The sequence below is a fragment of the Mesorhizobium sp. M1A.T.Ca.IN.004.03.1.1 genome (genome assembly GCF_003997555.1).
Classification (GTDB): domain Bacteria; phylum Pseudomonadota; class Alphaproteobacteria; order Rhizobiales; family Rhizobiaceae; genus Mesorhizobium.
The window spans coordinates 622,732-637,367 of sequence record NZ_RZTV01000003.1 but is presented as its reverse complement, the minus strand read 5'-3'; the positions used below and the strand labels follow the sequence as shown (position 1 = coordinate 637,367).

Below are 14,636 nucleotides of genomic sequence, written 5' to 3'. Positions count from 1 at the left end.
CCTGTTGTGCCCGGTCGGTTCAGGGCGCGACGTCCTTGGTCGGGAATCCGCAGGACGTGCCGAGGTTGCGGTAGGCCTTGGTGAAGCCGTCCATCGGAATGCTGGCGACGGTCTGCTTGCCAAAAACAACATCGAGCGAGGTGACTTTGCGCATGGCGCGCAGCAGAGCGAGACTTGTCTTCGCCTGGTTGTCGACCGTCCAGCTGGGACGACCGCCGACGGCATTCGAATAGACTTTCGCGGAAACCTTGATGCCGGGGTCGCCGAAGGTCGCCGCGATGTCCTTACCGGTAGGCAGGTCCTTGTTGTCGACGGCGATCATGATGGCGGGATAGGCATCCGGCGGCAGCGCGTCGCCGGTCGAGATCGACAGCGTTAGCGTGCCAGCATTGCCGATGCCGTCGACGAAAGCTGCGGAGGCCGCGCAGGTCTTGTGCGCATCCTGCCCGGTGTCGAGCGTGTCGATGATCGTGGTCCATCTGCCGAAGGTGTTTGTGGCCGGTTCTGGCTGCGCCTGCTCCTGCCCGGCCGCGCCGGACACGGCGAAACCGGCCAGCGAGCCGACCAGGGCCAAGGCGGCAAGATGGAAAATGCGCATCATCAAGTCTCCAGTTCGCGACGCCGCCCAATCAGGACGGCGCACTGCCGGCGGATAAAAGATGACGCGCGGCTTCCGGTCAACCGAGATAAGGATAGAGCGGGAAGCGATCCGTCAACGCCGTGACTTTGGCCTTGACCGCAGCCTCGACTGCCGCATTGCCCTCGTCGGAATTCGCCGCCTTCAGCCCGTCCAGCACCTCGGCGATCAGCTTGCCGATCTCGCGGAACTCGGCCTGGCCGAAGCCGCGCGTGGTGCCGGCCGGTGTGCCGAGGCGAACGCCGGAGGTGACGAACGGCTTTTCGGGGTCGAAGGGGATGCCGTTCTTGTTGCAGGTGATGTTGGCGCGGCCGAGAGCCGCCTCGGCGCGCTTGCCGGTGGCGTTTTTCGGGCGCAGGTCGACCAGCATCAGATGGTTGTCGGTGCCGCCCGACACGATGTCGAGGCCGGTTTCCTGCAGGCTCGAAGCCAGCGCCTTGGCGTTGGCGACGATGCTCTCTGCATAGGCTTTGAAGCTCGGCTTCAGCGCCTCGCCGAGCGCCACCGCCTTGGCCGCGACGACATGCATCAGCGGGCCGCCCTGGAGGCCTGGGAACACCGCCGAGTTCATCTTCTTGGCGATCTCCTCGTCGTTGCACAGGATCATGCCGCCGCGGGGCCCGCGCAGCGACTTGTGCGTCGTCGTGGTCACGACATGCGCATAAGGCAGCGGCGACGGGTGCATACCGCCGGCGACTAGCCCGGCGATATGCGCCATGTCGACCATCAGATAGGCGCCGATCGAATCGGCAATCTCGCGGAAACGCTTCCAGTCCCAGATGCGCGAATAGGCCGTGCCGCCGGCCAGGATCAGCTTCGGCTTCGTCTCATGCGCGGTCTTCTCGATCGCGTCCATGTCGAGCAGGTGGTCGTCCTTGCGCACCCCGTAGGAAACGACCTTGAACCATTTGCCGCTCATGTTGACCGGCGAGCCATGCGTGAGATGGCCGCCGGAGTTCAAATCGAGGCCCATGAACGTGTCGCCGGGCTGCAGAAGCGCCAGGAAGACGGCCTGGTTCATCTGGCTGCCCGAGTTCGGCTGGACATTGGCGAAGTTGCAGCCGAAAAGCTTCTTGGCGCGCTCGATGGCCAGTTCCTCGGCCACGTCGACGAACTGGCAGCCGCCGTAATAGCGCTTGCCCGGATAACCCTCGGCATATTTGTTGGTCATGATCGACCCCTGCGCCTCGAGCACGGCGCGGGACACGATGTTTTCGGAGGCGATCAGTTCGATCTCATGGCGCTGGCGGCCAAGCTCGTTTCGGATAGCGCCGAAAATTTCCGGATCGGCGTCGGCAAGCGTGGTCTCGAAGAAGGATTCGAATTTGTTGGCGGCTGCCGCGGCATTTGACATGGCTTGCTTTCCCTTGGGGCCGGAGGTCTGCGAGGTCGCCGCGCCATTAACACAGTTGTTTGGAGCCCGCCACGTTTGCGGCGCGAAATTTGCTGGCCGGATTGCGCCAAGCAAATCGGCTGAACGCTATTTCCGGTCGCGCCGGCTTTTGAGCAGCGCTTCTGTCAAAGTGATCTCGGAAAGCAGCGCCCGCATCGTGTGGTCGTTGATCTGGCGGGTGCGGAACATGGCGCGCACGGCGGCGCGCTCCGCCTCTATGCCGGCGTGCCTGAGCTCAAGCTCCAGCCGCCCGGATTCGCGCGCCTCGGCGCGCGCCTCTTCGGCCTCGTCGGAAGCCGCGATGCGGCGCCGGTAGCCGGCAACGATGCTGTCGGCGACCGCGAGCCGGGCCTCGGCCGCCTCGCCTTCGCCGCCCTCGCTGGCGAGGCTCTCGATCTTGGCGATGGCGGCCTTGGCAGCGCCCGCACGCGCCCGCCGCTCCTCGGCCGCACCCGGATCCTCGCCTGGCTCGACCAGCCCGCGGGCGATCCTCGGCAAAGCAAGGCTGGCGATGACCAGCGAGCAGATGATGACGCCGGCGGCGAGGAAGATCACCACGTCTCGCGCTGGAAAGGGCGAGCCATCCTGCAGCGCGAGCGGCAGCGACAGGATGCCGGCAAGCGTGATCGCGCCGCGCACGCCGGCCACCGATCCGGCAAGCCGGACGCGGAAACCAAAGGGCTCTGCCTTGCGCTTGCCGAGCCGCGCGGCGATCATCGATGCCATGTCGCCGATCCAGATCCAGAGGAAGCGCAGGCCGATCACGCAGAGCGTCAAAATGAGCACGGTCAGCACCGGCTCGAACAGCCAGTGCCGGCTGGTGAGCTCCGGCGGGACCCTGCGGATGATGTCAGGAAGCTGCAGGCCGAGCAGGATGAAGAGAGCGCCGTTGAAGACGAAGGTCAGCATCGACCATAGCGACATCGCCTGAATCCGCGCCGAGACCGAGAGATGGCGGAAAATGCCGGAGGTGCCCGTAACCAGGCCGGCGGTGACCGCGGCCAGAATGCCGGAAGCGCCGACATGCTCGGCAATGAGATAGGCGACGAAGGGCAGCAGAACCATCACCAGCACCTGCGCCCCCGCCGGCGTGCCGCCGATGCGGCCAAGCACCTGCAGCGCCTTGGCGGCGACGAACAACGCCGCAATGCCCGCGAGGATGCCGGCCGCCACGGCGTAAAGAAAGCTCAACGAGGCGGCAGCGAACGAAAAGCTGCCGGTCAGCGCCGCCGCAACGGCAAAGCGGAACATGACTAGGCCGGAGGCATCATTGAGCAGGGATTCGCCTTCCAATATGTGCATCAGCCGAGCCGGAACGACATTGCGGTCGACGATCGAGGACACGGCAACGGCATCGGTCGGTGACAGCACGGCGGCCAAAGCGAACGCAACCGCCAGCGGGATGCTTGGCACCAGCCAGTGCAGAGCATACCCGAAGCCGACGATGGTGAAGAAGACAAGCCCGACGGCGAGATCGAGGATCGGCCGGCGCAGCTCGATCAGCTCCCGTTTCGGCGCCGCGAAGGCATCGCCGAACAGAAGCGGCGGAATGAACACCAGCAGGAAGAGTTCCGGATCGATCTCGACATGCAGTCCCTTGGCCGGCCAGGCAAGCGCGGCGCCGATCACAATCTGCAGCACGGGGAGCGGCACCCGCACCAGCCGCACGAGAGCGCCGGAAAGCGCCACGAAAGCAAGCACGACGAGAATGAAGACGGCGACGTCCATGATGCTATTCCAGCTGTTCGCGCTGTATGTCTCACTTTTCGACGCATGTCGCTCTGCCAAAACCGCTGCGCACTGTTTGGCGACATGCAAACAAAAAAGCCGCTCCAAGAGCGGCCTTTTCGTGATTTATATCAATCGGTTACAGCGCAGAAGTAATTTGCAGCTCGCTGTTGCCGTCGAGGCCGTAAATGTCGTCGCGGAACTGCACGACGCCGGGTCCGGTCGACCATGCCGACAGATACAGGAAGTGGACCGGCACCGGGTTGACCACCTGAACCGGCGTATTCTCGCCAGTCTTGATCGCCGCCTCGAAATGCTGGCGATCCCAGCCGGGCGTATCACGCAGGATCCAGGTGACGAGGTCGCGCACATTCTGGACGCGCACGCAGCCGGAAGAGTCGAAGCGCATCAGCTTGCCGAACAGGCTCTGCTGCGGCGTGTCGTGCATGTAGACGCCGTCCGGGCTCGGGAAGTTGATCTTGACCGAGGCCATGGCGTTGCCGGCGCCGGGATCCTGGCGGAAGCGGTACTTGGCGGCATCGTCCGTCGACCAGTCGACGGTCATCGGATCGACCTCGCTTCCGTCAGGCGCGAACAGCCGGATGTGGCTGTCCTTGAGGTAGTTCGGGTCCTTCCGCATCAGCGGAATGATGTCCTTGCGCACGATCGAGACCGGCGCGTTCCAGTAAGGATTGACGATGATCTCGTTGATCTTGGAATTCACGATCGGCGTCTGGCGGTCGATCTTGCCGACGATCGCGGTGTGGCGCAGCACGACGCGGTCGTTTTCGACGGCTTCCACCTGCGCGGCCGGAATATCGACCAGCACATAGCGGTCGCCGAGCGTGCCCGCCTTCTCGCGCAGCCGCTGCAGATTGGTCTGCAGCTGGCCAAGCCGGATCGGCGCCGGCACGTTCATCGCCGAATAAGTGTATTTGCCCATGGAGCCGTCGGCCGGCAAGCCGTGACGGAGCTGGAAGCGCTTGACCGCCGAGTCGACATAGGAATCGAACGCCGTCGAAATGCCGGCGCTCTGCGACAGGTCGCCCGAGACCATCAGCCGCTTGCGCAGCGGCACGACATCCGGATCGTCGACGCCGAGCTGCAATTTCTTGGTTGCCGGAACCTGCTCCCAGCCGCCCTGGCCGACAATGCCCTGGTACTGCGCCACCGCCTGCTCGGTGAAGGCTACGGTCTGCAGGCTGAAGATCGGCAGCGTCGAGGCAACCTTGCCGGTCTCGCTTGCACGGGCGTCGAACTGGTCGTCCCAATTACCGCGGGTCGAGGATTTCAGAATGTCGCCGATCACATCCTGCGCGCTGGCATGGCCGGCGACGACGGCGGCGGCGAGCGCAGAGGCTCCGGTCAGGAAGAAACGGCGGCTGGTTCTCATGGATGTTCCAGACATTTTAGCTATATCTAATCTCGCTCAGTTCGCTCTACTGGCGGGTTGCCCGCACTCTAGGGTCGGCAATCTTAACAATTAGCCAACCATGACTTGCGTCAGCAGGGCGTGAAAACGTAGGACCACGACACCTGCTCCAGGAAGCGCAGGGCCTCGGCCCGCAGCATCACCCGCATTCTCGCTTTCACTGCGATTATGGCGGCAACGTGACCTTGGCCCGCGATTTGCATCCGGCAAGATGATCAAAAAATGGGACCGAGGCATTTTGGCATCGCCGATAGCGGCGGGTTCACCAGATGCCCGCCGTCGTCCTCGGTTTGCCCCTATTTCACCCGGTTCGGGCAGAGGGCTTTGAACTGCTCCAGCGTGTAGTCGTAGCCCGCGGCCCCCGAGCCATCGAGCACCACGTTCTCGTCGGTGTCGGTGATCTGATAATCCGTCTCGCTTCCGGCGGGGCTGCGCCCCTGAAACAGCATGTTGGCGCCGTAAAAGGTGGTGAATTTTCCGCTCTTGCAGTCCGCTGTGACCTCCAGATGCAAGGGCGTTTTCATTTCCTTAGCGATGCAATCCTCGGTCACCTTACCGACATAGTCGCGGCAGTAACCGATGGCGTTCTGCCTCGTATGTTTGGTCAGGATGCTGGCATGCGAGGTGTTGATGCCGGATTTCTTGACGACCGTAACCTCCATTCCGGCCTTGGAGCCATAACCGAGAGTCCGGGCAGCGGCCGGTGAAACAAGGATCACAGCGCAAATCGCAAGCAGGATATGACGCATGAGGCCCTCCTCTTTTGCCTGCAGAGCTTCCACGCGCGCTGCTCGGCGGTCAAGCGCCCTGCTGCAGCGCGCTTTCGCAAAAGAAAAGAACCGGCACCTGTCGGCACCGGCCCTGATTGCTTCCTCCGGCCGCGCTTCTTCGGCGCGACTTCGATCGTCTCAGATTTCGAATCCGCTTACATCCGGTAAGCGATCGTGTCGTTCCAGAAGCGATCCAGACGCTGGAGCGCGCGGTTCATCTGCTTGAACTCGTCGGTGTTGATGCCGCCCACGGCCTCGATCGAGCCGACATGGCGCTCGTAAAGGCCGGCGACGACCTCGGCCACCTCGTTGCCCTTCGGCGTCAGCGAGACGCGGACCGAGCGGCGGTCGATGCGCGAGCGCTGGTGGTTGATGAAGCCGAGGTCGACCAGCTTCTTCAGATTGTAGGAGACGTTCGAGCCGAGATAATAACCGCGCGAGCGCAGCTCGCCGGCGGTCAGCTCCGAATTGCCGATGTTGAAGAGCAAAAGCGCCTGGATGGCGTTGATGTCGGAGCGGCCGTTGCGGTCGAACTCGTCCTTGATCACGTCAAGCAGACGGCGATGCAGACGCTCCACCAGCTGCAGCGATTCCATGTACAGCGAACGGATCGCCTCGCGGCGATCGTCGGAAACGTTGGCGGTCTTCGCCGCCGGACGCGAATTGATCATTGTCTTTGCCTCTCGTTTGTCGCCCGGTGATTTTTTGTTCTTCACCTTGATCGCGACACTATCGAATACTCATAAAATTCGACTTAAACGCCAGGGCTAACAAGAGCTTACCGGTAAGAGGTTTGGAAAGAGGCTTAACGAACGGTCATACGAGCAAGAACAATTAACCTAAAGATTTAGCCAAGGGTTTTGGGGCAGTCGCCGACCCCGTATCTAGGTTCCTTACGCCGCCCGGCAAGCTATTGCCTGAGCTGGCGCTTCTGCAGCCAGATGACCACGCGGAAGACGATGTAGAGCAGCGCCACGCAGGCATGTGAGACGACGATCAGGATCCGATGTCCGAAGAGATTGGGAAAGCCGGCATACATGACGGTCTCGGTCGCCGCGCAGATGAACCAGATCACCGGCCCCCAAGAGGCAAGCATCCAAAGGCCCGCGGCGGCGAAAGGAAAGAAGACGGCAAGCGTGGCCGCAGCCACCTGCCAGTGCACCGGCATCAGGTCGAAGCGCCAGAGCTCGCCCGGATAGATGCCGATCAGCCGGACCCAGTAGAGGACACCGAACAGCAGGCAGTAGCCGGCAATGACCCGCTGGAACCAGGCGAAGATGATCTCGGTGGTCGAGGGCTGCAGCACCACGCGCCTGGAGGTGACCTCGCTCACAGCTCCAGCTCCCCGGCCCCGAGCGGCGCGAAATACGCGTCGACATCGGCCGCGCTCACCGCATCGAGGCTGGCGGGCCGCCATTCCGGCTTCGAACCCTTGTCGATGATGGCGGCGCGGATGCCTTCATAAAAGTCGTGGCCGGCCAGCATGCGGTTGAGGATGCGGAACTCCATCTTCATGCACTCGTCCATCGACAGCGTCGACCCGGCGCTGATCTCGCGCCAGGCGACGTTGAGGCTGGTCGGCGAACGCGTCCTGATCGTCGCCAGCGTCTTGGCGGCGAAAGCGTCGGTGGCGGATGCTCGTTCCAGGCTGGCGACGATAGCGGCGAGCGAGGGTTGCGAAAAATGGCGGGCGATCGATTCCAGATCCTGCCGCTCGGTCTCGCGTCTTGCGGGTGTGAAGAAATCGCGCAACTCCGCGTTCGCGTCGCCGCTTGTCGCCAGCTCGTCAAGAAGCCCCGCCTGGTCCTCGGCCTTGATCGTGTGGGTGGCGAGGCCCGACCACAGGGCATCACCATAGCGGATGCGGTTTCCCGTCAGCCCCAGATACATGCCGAAGCTGCCGCCGAGATCGGGCAGCAAATGGCTGGCGCCAACATCGGGGAAGAAGCCGATGCCGACTTCCGGCATGGCGAATTGCGCGTTCTCGGTCAGCACGCGGTGCGAGCCGTGGAAGGAAATGCCGACCCCGCCGCCCATGACGATGCCGTCGATCAGCGCGACATAGGGTTTCCTGAAGCGGGCGATGCGGGCATTGAGACGATACTCGTCGGCGAAGAAGTCGACCGGCGGCTTGCCGGCGCGGCCCGCCTCGTAAATGTGCAGAATATCGCCACCGGCGGAAAACGCCCTGCCCTCAGCCTTGACGACGACGACGGCGACGCCGGCATCGCCCTCCCAGGCGTCAAGCGCCTTGCCAAGCGCCTTGACCATGCGATGGGTGACGGCATTGAGCGCCTGCGGCCGCGTCAGTGTGACGACGCCCGCCTTGCCTAGACGCTCGAAGCGAATCTCGTCGCCTCCGCCAAAATCCATCGCCAGAGAATCCTCCTCTCCGCCCTTCCAGGGGGATTGAAGTGCTAAAGGCGGCATAAGGATGCGTCAATGGCGGCAACGCCGCGCTGGCGGCCAGCCGCTTCCGGTGTTAGGTAACCGGCAAAGTGTCGCGCGTAGGCGGCGCGACAGATTTCGAGCTAATCGACATGGCTGGGGTTTCTCGTCTCGTTGCTGGATTGGCAGGTCTCCTCTTTCTGGGAGTTGCGCTGGCCGCCGCCGAGGCAGCCTCTGAACTCTACCTGGCGCAGACGATCGTCACCGGCACCGGCGAGGCTAATCGCGAGATCGGCTTCAAGGATTGTCTGGACAAGGTGCTGGTCAAGGTTTCAGGCGATCAGCGGCTGACGCAGAAGCCGGAGATGCTGGCGCTGCGCAATAAGGCGGCCGACTTTGTCCAATCCTTCCGCTACCGCGACCGGCTGGAAGGCGTTCCGATCCATGACGAGCAAGGCACGCATGACCGGCCGCACGATCTCACCTGCCTCTACAAGCCCACCGTCGTCGACAAGCTCCTGGCGCAGCTCGGCAGCAAGCCATGGCACGGCGAGCGGCCGCTGATTGCCGTCTTCATAACGGCCGAGCAAGGGGCGCAACATTTCGTGCTGACGGCCGACGAGGATCGCGGCCAGTCAATGCGCGAATCCTTTGCCAACGCGACGGCGCCGCTCTCGGTGTATGTCAGCTTTCCAAAGGCTGACCAGCTCGCCGGCCTCGACGACAAGGCGCTGCGCACTGCCGATATGGCAAAGCTCGACCAGCTCGCCCGGCAGGCGGGTGCCGACCGGGCGCTCGCCGGCAGCATCGTGTGGAACGACAAGGAATTGGGCTGGATCGCCGACTGGCGGCTGGCCGAACACGGCAAGACCTATCAATGGCAGGTGCGCGGCGTCAGCTTCGACGAGGCTTTTCGCGTGGCTGTGAAGGGCGCGGCACAGATTCTGTCGGGGAATGGACAGCCGTAAACGTCGGCTGCCCTTCATCCGCCTGCCGGCACCTTCTCCCCGTCAAGGGAGAAGGGAAGTGCTCCAGCGCCGGCGATCCCCTCTCCTCGTTCTTCGCGGAAGCAACTGGCACAATCGTGTCGCATTGGTCAGCGGCAGGGGCGCATGGTAAAAGCCGGGACGACAACAGAGTTCTGGCGATGAACAAGTTTACCCCCGCAAAGCCTGCCGGCGCCCGCAGCGTCGACGAGATCACAGGCAGCCGCAGGCTGCGGCGCATGCGCAAGGCCGACTGGTCGCGCCGGCTGGTGCAGGAAAACCAGCTCTCGGTGAACGATCTGATCTGGCCGATCTTCGTCGTCGACGGCAAAAATGTGCGCGAGCCGATCGCCGCCATGCCGGACGTCTACCGCCTGTCGGTCGACCTCGCGGTGAAGGAAGCGGAGCGCGCCGCCAAGCTCGGCATCCCGGCGATCGCGACTTTCCCCAACATCGAGCTTTCGCTGCGCGACCAGACGGGCTCGCATATCCTCGATCCCGACAATGTCATCAACCGAGCCACCCGCGCCATCAAGGATGCGGTGCCGGAGATCGGCATCATTACCGACGCAGCGCTCGATCCGTTCACCAGCCATGGCCATGACGGCATCCTGCGCGACGGCATCATCGTCAATGACGAAACCGTCGAGCAGGTCACGGCCGCGGCCGTCATCCAGGCAGCCGCCGGCGCGGACATCATCGCGCCGTCCGACATGATGGACGGCCGTATCGGCGCGATCCGCGACGCGCTGGACGCCAACGGCTTCCAGGACGTGGCGATCATGTCCTATGCGACGAAATTCGCCTCGGCCTTCTACGGCCCCTATCGCGAGGCTGTCGGCACCGCCGGCCTGCTCAAAGGCGACAAGAAGACCTATTATATCGACCACGCGAATTCCGATGAAGCCGTGCGCGAGGCCGAGCAGGATCTGGCCGAAGGCGCCGACATGCTGATGGTGAAGCCTGGGCTGCCCTATCTCGACATCATCCGCCGGCTGAAGGACGAGTTCCAGATGCCGACCTTCGCCTACCAGGTGTCGGGCGAATATTCGATGATCAAGGCGGCCAGCGCCAATGGCTGGATCGACGGCGAAAAGGCGATGCTGGAATCGCTTCTCGCGCTCAAGCGAGCCGGCTGCGACGGTGTCCTCACCTATTTCGCGCCGACCGTTGCGGAGATGCTGAGGGGCTAGGCCCAGGCGCAATTTTAAATTCTCGCCGCGTCACCTGGGCGCCGCCCGACGAGTTGATCGCTCGCCGGAAAATTCCGCTTGCATAATGCAATCAGTTAAGCTACTCCATGACTGCTTGCAAAATGCAACTAGTTCACGAGGCGATCATGTCAAAGCTGCGCGTCAACGCTTTCACCCTGTCGCTGGACGGTTACGGCGCCGGCCCCGATCAGACTCTCGAAAGCCCGCTCGGCGTCGGCGGCGAAGGACTGCATAAATGGATGATCGGCACGCGCACCTTTCGTGAGATGGTGATCGGCAAAGACGGCGGCACCACCGGCAGCGACGACAGCTTCGCCGCGCGCAGTTTTGAGAATGTCGGCGCCTGGATCCTTGGCCGCAACATGTTCGGGCCGGTCCGCGGCGAATGGCCGGACGAGAGCTGGAAAGGCTGGTGGGGCGACAACCCGCCCTATCACGTGCCGGTCTTCGTGCTCACCCATCACAAGCGGGCGCCGATCTTAATGGAAGGCGGCACGACGTTTTACTTCGTCACCGACGGCATCCATTCGGCGCTCGAACAGGCGAAGACGGCCGCCAAGGACAAGGATGTGCGGGTCGGCGGCGGCGTCGCCACGATCCGGCAATATCTGAAGGAAAGCCTGATCGACGAGATGCATCTCGCGATCTCGCCGATCCTGCTCGGCTCCGGCGAGCATCTTTTCGCCGGGCTGGACATGCCGAAGCTCGGCTACCGCTGCACCAGCCAGGTCGCGACCGCCGACGCGACGCATGTGATGATCGGGCGCGCGTAAGCTAGGCTCCCCCTTCTCCCCTGTGGGAGATGCGGAAGTGCTCAATACTTTTCCGGCACATAAAGCGCGCGCGGCAGCACCTGGCGCTCGTAGGCCGGGTTGAAGACGCGCTCCGGCAGCGTGATCTCCTCATGCGGCACGTCTTCGTAAGGCATTTGCTGCAGCAGGTGATCGATGCAGTTCAGTCGGGCCCGCTTCTTGTCGTTGCCTTCGACAATGAACCACGGCGCTTCCTTGATGTTGGTACGGGCGAAGGTCTCTTCCTTGGCTTTGGTGTATTGTTCCCAGCGCACGCGCGACTGCAGGTCCATCGGCGACAGCTTCCACTGCTTCATCGGATCGTGGATGCGCATCAAAAAGCGCATCTGCTGCTCCTCGTCGGTAATCGAGAACCAGTATTTCACCAGCGTGATGCCGGAGCGCACCAGCATGCGTTCGAATTCCGGCACGTCGCGGAAAAACTCTTCGACCTGATCCGCATTGGCAAAGCCCATCACCTGCTCGACGCCCGATCGGTTGTACCAGGAGCGGTCGAACAGCACGATCTCGCCGCCCGCCGGCAGATGCGGCACGTAGCGCTGGAAATACCATTGCGATCTTTCACGCTCGGTCGGCGCCGGCAGCGCGACGACGCGGCAGATGCGCGGATTGAGGCGCTGGGTGATGCGCTTGATGACGCCGCCCTTGCCGGCCGAGTCGCGTCCCTCGAAGATCACCACCAGCTTCTTCTTGTGGTAGGCAACCCAGGACTGCAGCTTGATGAGCTCCGACTGCAGACGCAGCAGCTCGCGGAAATAGGTCGTCCGCTCGATGGAGGGCGGATGCGACTTCTTGTAGATCCTGGCGATCTCAAGCGAGAGCGCGGGCTCGGAAATCTCCAGCTCATAGTCCTCGTCGAGCGTGTCCTCGAGTTCGGCTTCCAGCCAGTCCTTGGCTCCGGAATTCGTCTTGACCTCGTTCATTGCGCAGCTCCTGCCTGTCAGCCACTTTCGCCTCGGATGCGCTCCGGCCGCGGCCGGAAACACAACTCCGTAAGCCGACTGAGATACAGACGCGCAATGACGGTTTTATTGCGAGCAGGAGCCGGCAACGCTGGACCAGCCGATATGTGATCGGCCCGTATCGATGGCGGGGCGACAAGCCGCCCGAATTGTCCTACAAATACTTTCGCCTCTTCCCGGCGCCCGCGACGGCGCGCCTCTTCAAAACAAATCGCAAGGACCTGACATGGAATACCGCACGCTTGGCCGTTCCGGCCTGAAGGTTTCGACATTGACCCTTGGCACGATGACCTTCGGCGGGACGGGCCCGTTCGCCGCCGTCGGCAAATCCGATCTCTCGGAGGCGAGCCGCATCATCGATACCTGCATCGATGCCGGCATCAATCTCATCGACACCGCCAACGTGTATTCGAACGGCCTGTCGGAGGAGATCGTCGGCGAGGCGCTCGGCGGCAAGCGCAAGAACGATGTGCTCATCGCCTCCAAGGCGCGCATGCGGATCGGAAACGGCCCCAACGACGAAGGCCTGTCGCGCCATCACCTGATCCGGGAATGCGAGCGGAGCCTGAAGCGGCTCAAGACCGACGTCATCGACATCTATTTCCTGCATGAGTGGGATGGGGTCACGCCGCTGGAGGAAACGATCGCTGCGCTCGACACTTTGGTCAGCCAGGGCAAGATCCGTTATGTCGGCTGTTCCAATTATTCGGGCTGGCAGGTGATGAAGGCGCTCTCGATCAGCGACAGCCATCATCAGCCGCGCTTCGTCACGCAGCAGATCCACTACACGCTGGAAGCGCGCGAGGCGGAGTACGAGTTGCTGCCGATCTCGGTCGACCAGGGTCTTGGCGTGCTGGTGTGGAGCCCGCTGGCCGGCGGCCTGCTGTCGGGCAAATACCGTCGCGACAGCCCGACGGCCCGCCAGCTTGGCGGCTGGTCCGAACCGCCGATCCGGGACGAGGGAAGGTTGTGGCGGATCGTCGACGTTCTGGTCGAAATCGGCAAGGCGCGCGGCGTTTCGGCGGCACAGGTGGCGCTTGCCTGGCTGCTCGGCCGCCCGGCCGTTTCTTCGCTGGTGATCGGCGCCCGCAACGAAGCCCAACTCAAGGACAACCTCGCCGCGGCCAGCCTGACGCTGTCCCTGGACGAGCGCCTGCGCCTCGACGACGTCAGCCGCCCGCCGGTGCTTTATCCCTACTGGCACCAGCAGCTCACCGCCAAGAACCGGTTCGGCCCCGCCGACCTGGTGCTCGACCGCAGCGATATCTAAGAATCCGCGCCGTGCTCCGCACCCGAAAACGCGCGGAGGTCAGCCGGCGATAAAACGCCAGACCTCCGGGTCGGGTTCGATCTGGCCGCTGAGCACGAAATATTTGTAGAGGACGAGCAGCGATACCGCCCGCTCGTCCTTTTCGTTGCTGAACCGGCGGCAATAGGCGTTGGCTGCCGTTATGATGCGTTGGGCTTCCGCCGGGTGTTTTTCGAAATAGGCGATCTTGTCGGCGACGTCCGAAAAATCCGACGCCAGAGGCACGTAGTGGACATCGGCCTCGAGCTCAGCCTCGGCGAACCAGGTTTCGTAGGTCGGCGGCGGCATCAGGCAGAGCGAATTCGAGCTCATGATCCACTTGAGGTTCGTCGCCACGTCATTGCCTTCCAGCGAGACGATGTAGCGGAACTGCCGCTGCTGCGCGATCGTGAGATACGGCTTGCGATAGTTCTCCGGGGCGCTTGGCTTGGGCGAGCCGGCATCGCAAGACGGCAGGTCGCGCACGGCATCGACGAACCGTTTGCGGATCGGATTGTTGAAATGACCGCGCCAGACCGCCATCGGGCGCTTGTCGGCGAAGGACAGATTGTCCTTTGGCATGTTGAAATGGCGGAACTTGTCGAGCTTCATGATCACGGCGTTGCCGTTGTCGTTGCGGATCGGGCGATCCTTGACGATTGATGGCACCGCCGGAACGTCGACGACGTCGCCGAACTCGAGATCGATGAGCAGGTGGCGATCGAAGTAGCGGGCGAACTCCTTCAGGTCGTAATAGTACATGCTCCCGAACTTGGGTATTTGACTGGCGGGCACCGCCGCCGCGCTCGGCACGAAGCTATGGTCGAGCCGGTTGTAGTAGTTGACCCGATCACGGACCGTTTTGCTGGAGAGCCGTGCCTGCTCCAGCCGGCGCGCAAGCCGCTGGCGAAAGAGAGCCTGCGGCGCCACATCGCGGGTGATGTTGCGTATGAAATAAAATACCCGCGCTGCGGTGCGTAAGGGCGAGGCCATGCGTCCGTCGTTTAAAGATGTCCGTCGCCTCCT

14 protein-coding genes are annotated in these 14,636 nt (G+C 63.1%); 4 read left to right on the top strand and 10 right to left on the bottom strand.

Annotation, left to right across the window (positions count from 1 at the left end; genetic code table 11):
* Positions 1–19: 19 nt before the first annotated feature.
* The 8 genes from EOD29_RS13385 to EOD29_RS13350 form a co-directional block, all read right to left on the bottom strand.
* Positions 20–598, bottom strand: coding sequence for a hypothetical protein (locus EOD29_RS13385; protein ID WP_067330212.1), 579 nt, complete (start codon positions 596–598; stop codon positions 20–22).
* A 79-nt stretch (positions 599–677) separates the two neighbouring features.
* Positions 678–1,991 carry a serine hydroxymethyltransferase gene (gene glyA / locus EOD29_RS13380; RefSeq protein WP_067330041.1) on the bottom strand — a complete coding sequence of 438 codons (1,314 nt, stop codon included), beginning with the start codon at positions 1,989–1,991 and terminating at the stop codon, positions 678–680.
* 126 nt (positions 1,992–2,117) lie between these two features.
* The gene (locus EOD29_RS13375; RefSeq protein WP_127241353.1) at positions 2,118–3,758 is read right to left on the bottom strand and encodes a Na+/H+ antiporter; all 1,641 of its coding nucleotides are present in this window, start codon (positions 3,756–3,758) and stop codon (positions 2,118–2,120) included.
* 139 nt (positions 3,759–3,897) lie between these two features.
* Positions 3,898–5,151, bottom strand: a complete 1,254-nt coding sequence (locus EOD29_RS13370; protein WP_067000724.1) for a L,D-transpeptidase family protein — start codon at positions 5,149–5,151, stop codon at positions 3,898–3,900.
* 335 nt (positions 5,152–5,486) lie between these two features.
* Positions 5,487–5,939: a hypothetical protein gene (locus EOD29_RS13365; protein WP_127241354.1), complete on the bottom strand. Its 453-nt coding sequence runs from the start codon at positions 5,937–5,939 to the stop codon at positions 5,487–5,489.
* A 176-nt stretch (positions 5,940–6,115) separates the two neighbouring features.
* Positions 6,116–6,631, bottom strand: coding sequence for a winged helix DNA-binding protein (locus tag EOD29_RS13360; RefSeq protein ID WP_067001002.1), 516 nt, complete (start codon positions 6,629–6,631; stop codon positions 6,116–6,118).
* 239 nt (positions 6,632–6,870) lie between these two features.
* Entirely contained in the window at positions 6,871–7,293 is a 423-nt protein-coding gene (locus EOD29_RS13355; protein WP_067000719.1) for a DUF6163 family protein, read from the bottom strand.
* Positions 7,290–8,333, bottom strand: coding sequence for an enoyl-CoA hydratase/isomerase family protein (locus tag EOD29_RS13350; protein WP_067330035.1), 1,044 nt, complete (start codon positions 8,331–8,333; stop codon positions 7,290–7,292). Before EOD29_RS13350 ends, EOD29_RS13355 begins: the two co-directional genes overlap by 4 nt.
* Positions 8,334–8,500: 167 nt before the next feature.
* Here EOD29_RS13350 and EOD29_RS13345 point away from each other — a divergent pair, with 167 nt between their 5' ends.
* The 3 genes from EOD29_RS13345 to EOD29_RS13335 all read left to right on the top strand — a co-directional run bounded on the left by EOD29_RS13345 (position 8,501) and on the right by EOD29_RS13335 (position 11,321).
* Positions 8,501–9,316, top strand: coding sequence for a DUF2066 domain-containing protein (locus EOD29_RS13345; RefSeq protein WP_127246937.1), 816 nt, complete (start codon positions 8,501–8,503; stop codon positions 9,314–9,316).
* A gap of 179 nt (positions 9,317–9,495) precedes the next feature.
* Positions 9,496–10,527: a porphobilinogen synthase gene (gene hemB, locus EOD29_RS13340; RefSeq protein WP_067330030.1), complete on the top strand. Its 1,032-nt coding sequence runs from the start codon at positions 9,496–9,498 to the stop codon at positions 10,525–10,527.
* A gap of 146 nt (positions 10,528–10,673) precedes the next feature.
* A complete protein-coding gene (locus EOD29_RS13335) occupies positions 10,674–11,321 on the top strand; it encodes a dihydrofolate reductase family protein (protein ID WP_067330027.1) in 648 nt (215 codons plus the stop codon).
* A gap of 41 nt (positions 11,322–11,362) precedes the next feature.
* Here the strand turns inward: EOD29_RS13335 and ppk2 are convergent, their stop codons facing one another.
* Complete coding sequence (ppk2, locus tag EOD29_RS13330; RefSeq protein WP_095801266.1) at positions 11,363–12,283, bottom strand: polyphosphate kinase 2; 921 nt, start codon at positions 12,281–12,283, stop codon at positions 11,363–11,365.
* A 265-nt stretch (positions 12,284–12,548) separates the two neighbouring features.
* Between ppk2 and EOD29_RS13325 the strand changes: the two genes are divergently transcribed.
* A complete protein-coding gene (locus tag EOD29_RS13325) occupies positions 12,549–13,592 on the top strand; it encodes an aldo/keto reductase (RefSeq protein ID WP_067330020.1) in 1,044 nt (347 codons plus the stop codon).
* 39 nt (positions 13,593–13,631) lie between these two features.
* On the opposite strand, the gene EOD29_RS13320 is transcribed toward EOD29_RS13325, so the two are convergent.
* Positions 13,632–14,603: a glycosyl transferase family 90 gene (locus tag EOD29_RS13320; RefSeq protein ID WP_067330017.1), complete on the bottom strand. Its 972-nt coding sequence runs from the start codon at positions 14,601–14,603 to the stop codon at positions 13,632–13,634.
* Between the last annotated feature and the right edge of the window lie 33 nt (positions 14,604–14,636).

Coding starts and splice junctions, on each gene's coding strand:
- EOD29_RS13335 (WP_067330027.1), top strand. CDS start 10,674: ATGTCAAAGCTGCGCGTCAACGCTTTCACCCTGTCGCTGGACGGTTAC.
- EOD29_RS13365 (WP_127241354.1), bottom strand. CDS start 5,939: ATGCGTCATATCCTGCTTGCGATTTGCGCTGTGATCCTTGTTTCACCG.
- EOD29_RS13360 (WP_067001002.1), bottom strand. CDS start 6,631: ATGATCAATTCGCGTCCGGCGGCGAAGACCGCCAACGTTTCCGACGAT.
- EOD29_RS13350 (WP_067330035.1), bottom strand. CDS start 8,333: ATGGATTTTGGCGGAGGCGACGAGATTCGCTTCGAGCGTCTAGGCAAG.
- EOD29_RS13385 (WP_067330212.1), bottom strand. CDS start 598: ATGCGCATTTTCCATCTTGCCGCCTTGGCCCTGGTCGGCTCGCTGGCC.
- EOD29_RS13345 (WP_127246937.1), top strand. CDS start 8,501: ATGGCTGGGGTTTCTCGTCTCGTTGCTGGATTGGCAGGTCTCCTCTTT.
- hemB (WP_067330030.1), top strand. CDS start 9,496: ATGAACAAGTTTACCCCCGCAAAGCCTGCCGGCGCCCGCAGCGTCGAC.
- EOD29_RS13375 (WP_127241353.1), bottom strand. CDS start 3,758: ATGGACGTCGCCGTCTTCATTCTCGTCGTGCTTGCTTTCGTGGCGCTT.
- EOD29_RS13325 (WP_067330020.1), top strand. CDS start 12,549: ATGGAATACCGCACGCTTGGCCGTTCCGGCCTGAAGGTTTCGACATTG.
- EOD29_RS13370 (WP_067000724.1), bottom strand. CDS start 5,151: ATGAGAACCAGCCGCCGTTTCTTCCTGACCGGAGCCTCTGCGCTCGCC.
- glyA (WP_067330041.1), bottom strand. CDS start 1,991: ATGTCAAATGCCGCGGCAGCCGCCAACAAATTCGAATCCTTCTTCGAG.
- ppk2 (WP_095801266.1), bottom strand. CDS start 12,283: ATGAACGAGGTCAAGACGAATTCCGGAGCCAAGGACTGGCTGGAAGCC.
- EOD29_RS13320 (WP_067330017.1), bottom strand. CDS start 14,603: ATGGCCTCGCCCTTACGCACCGCAGCGCGGGTATTTTATTTCATACGC.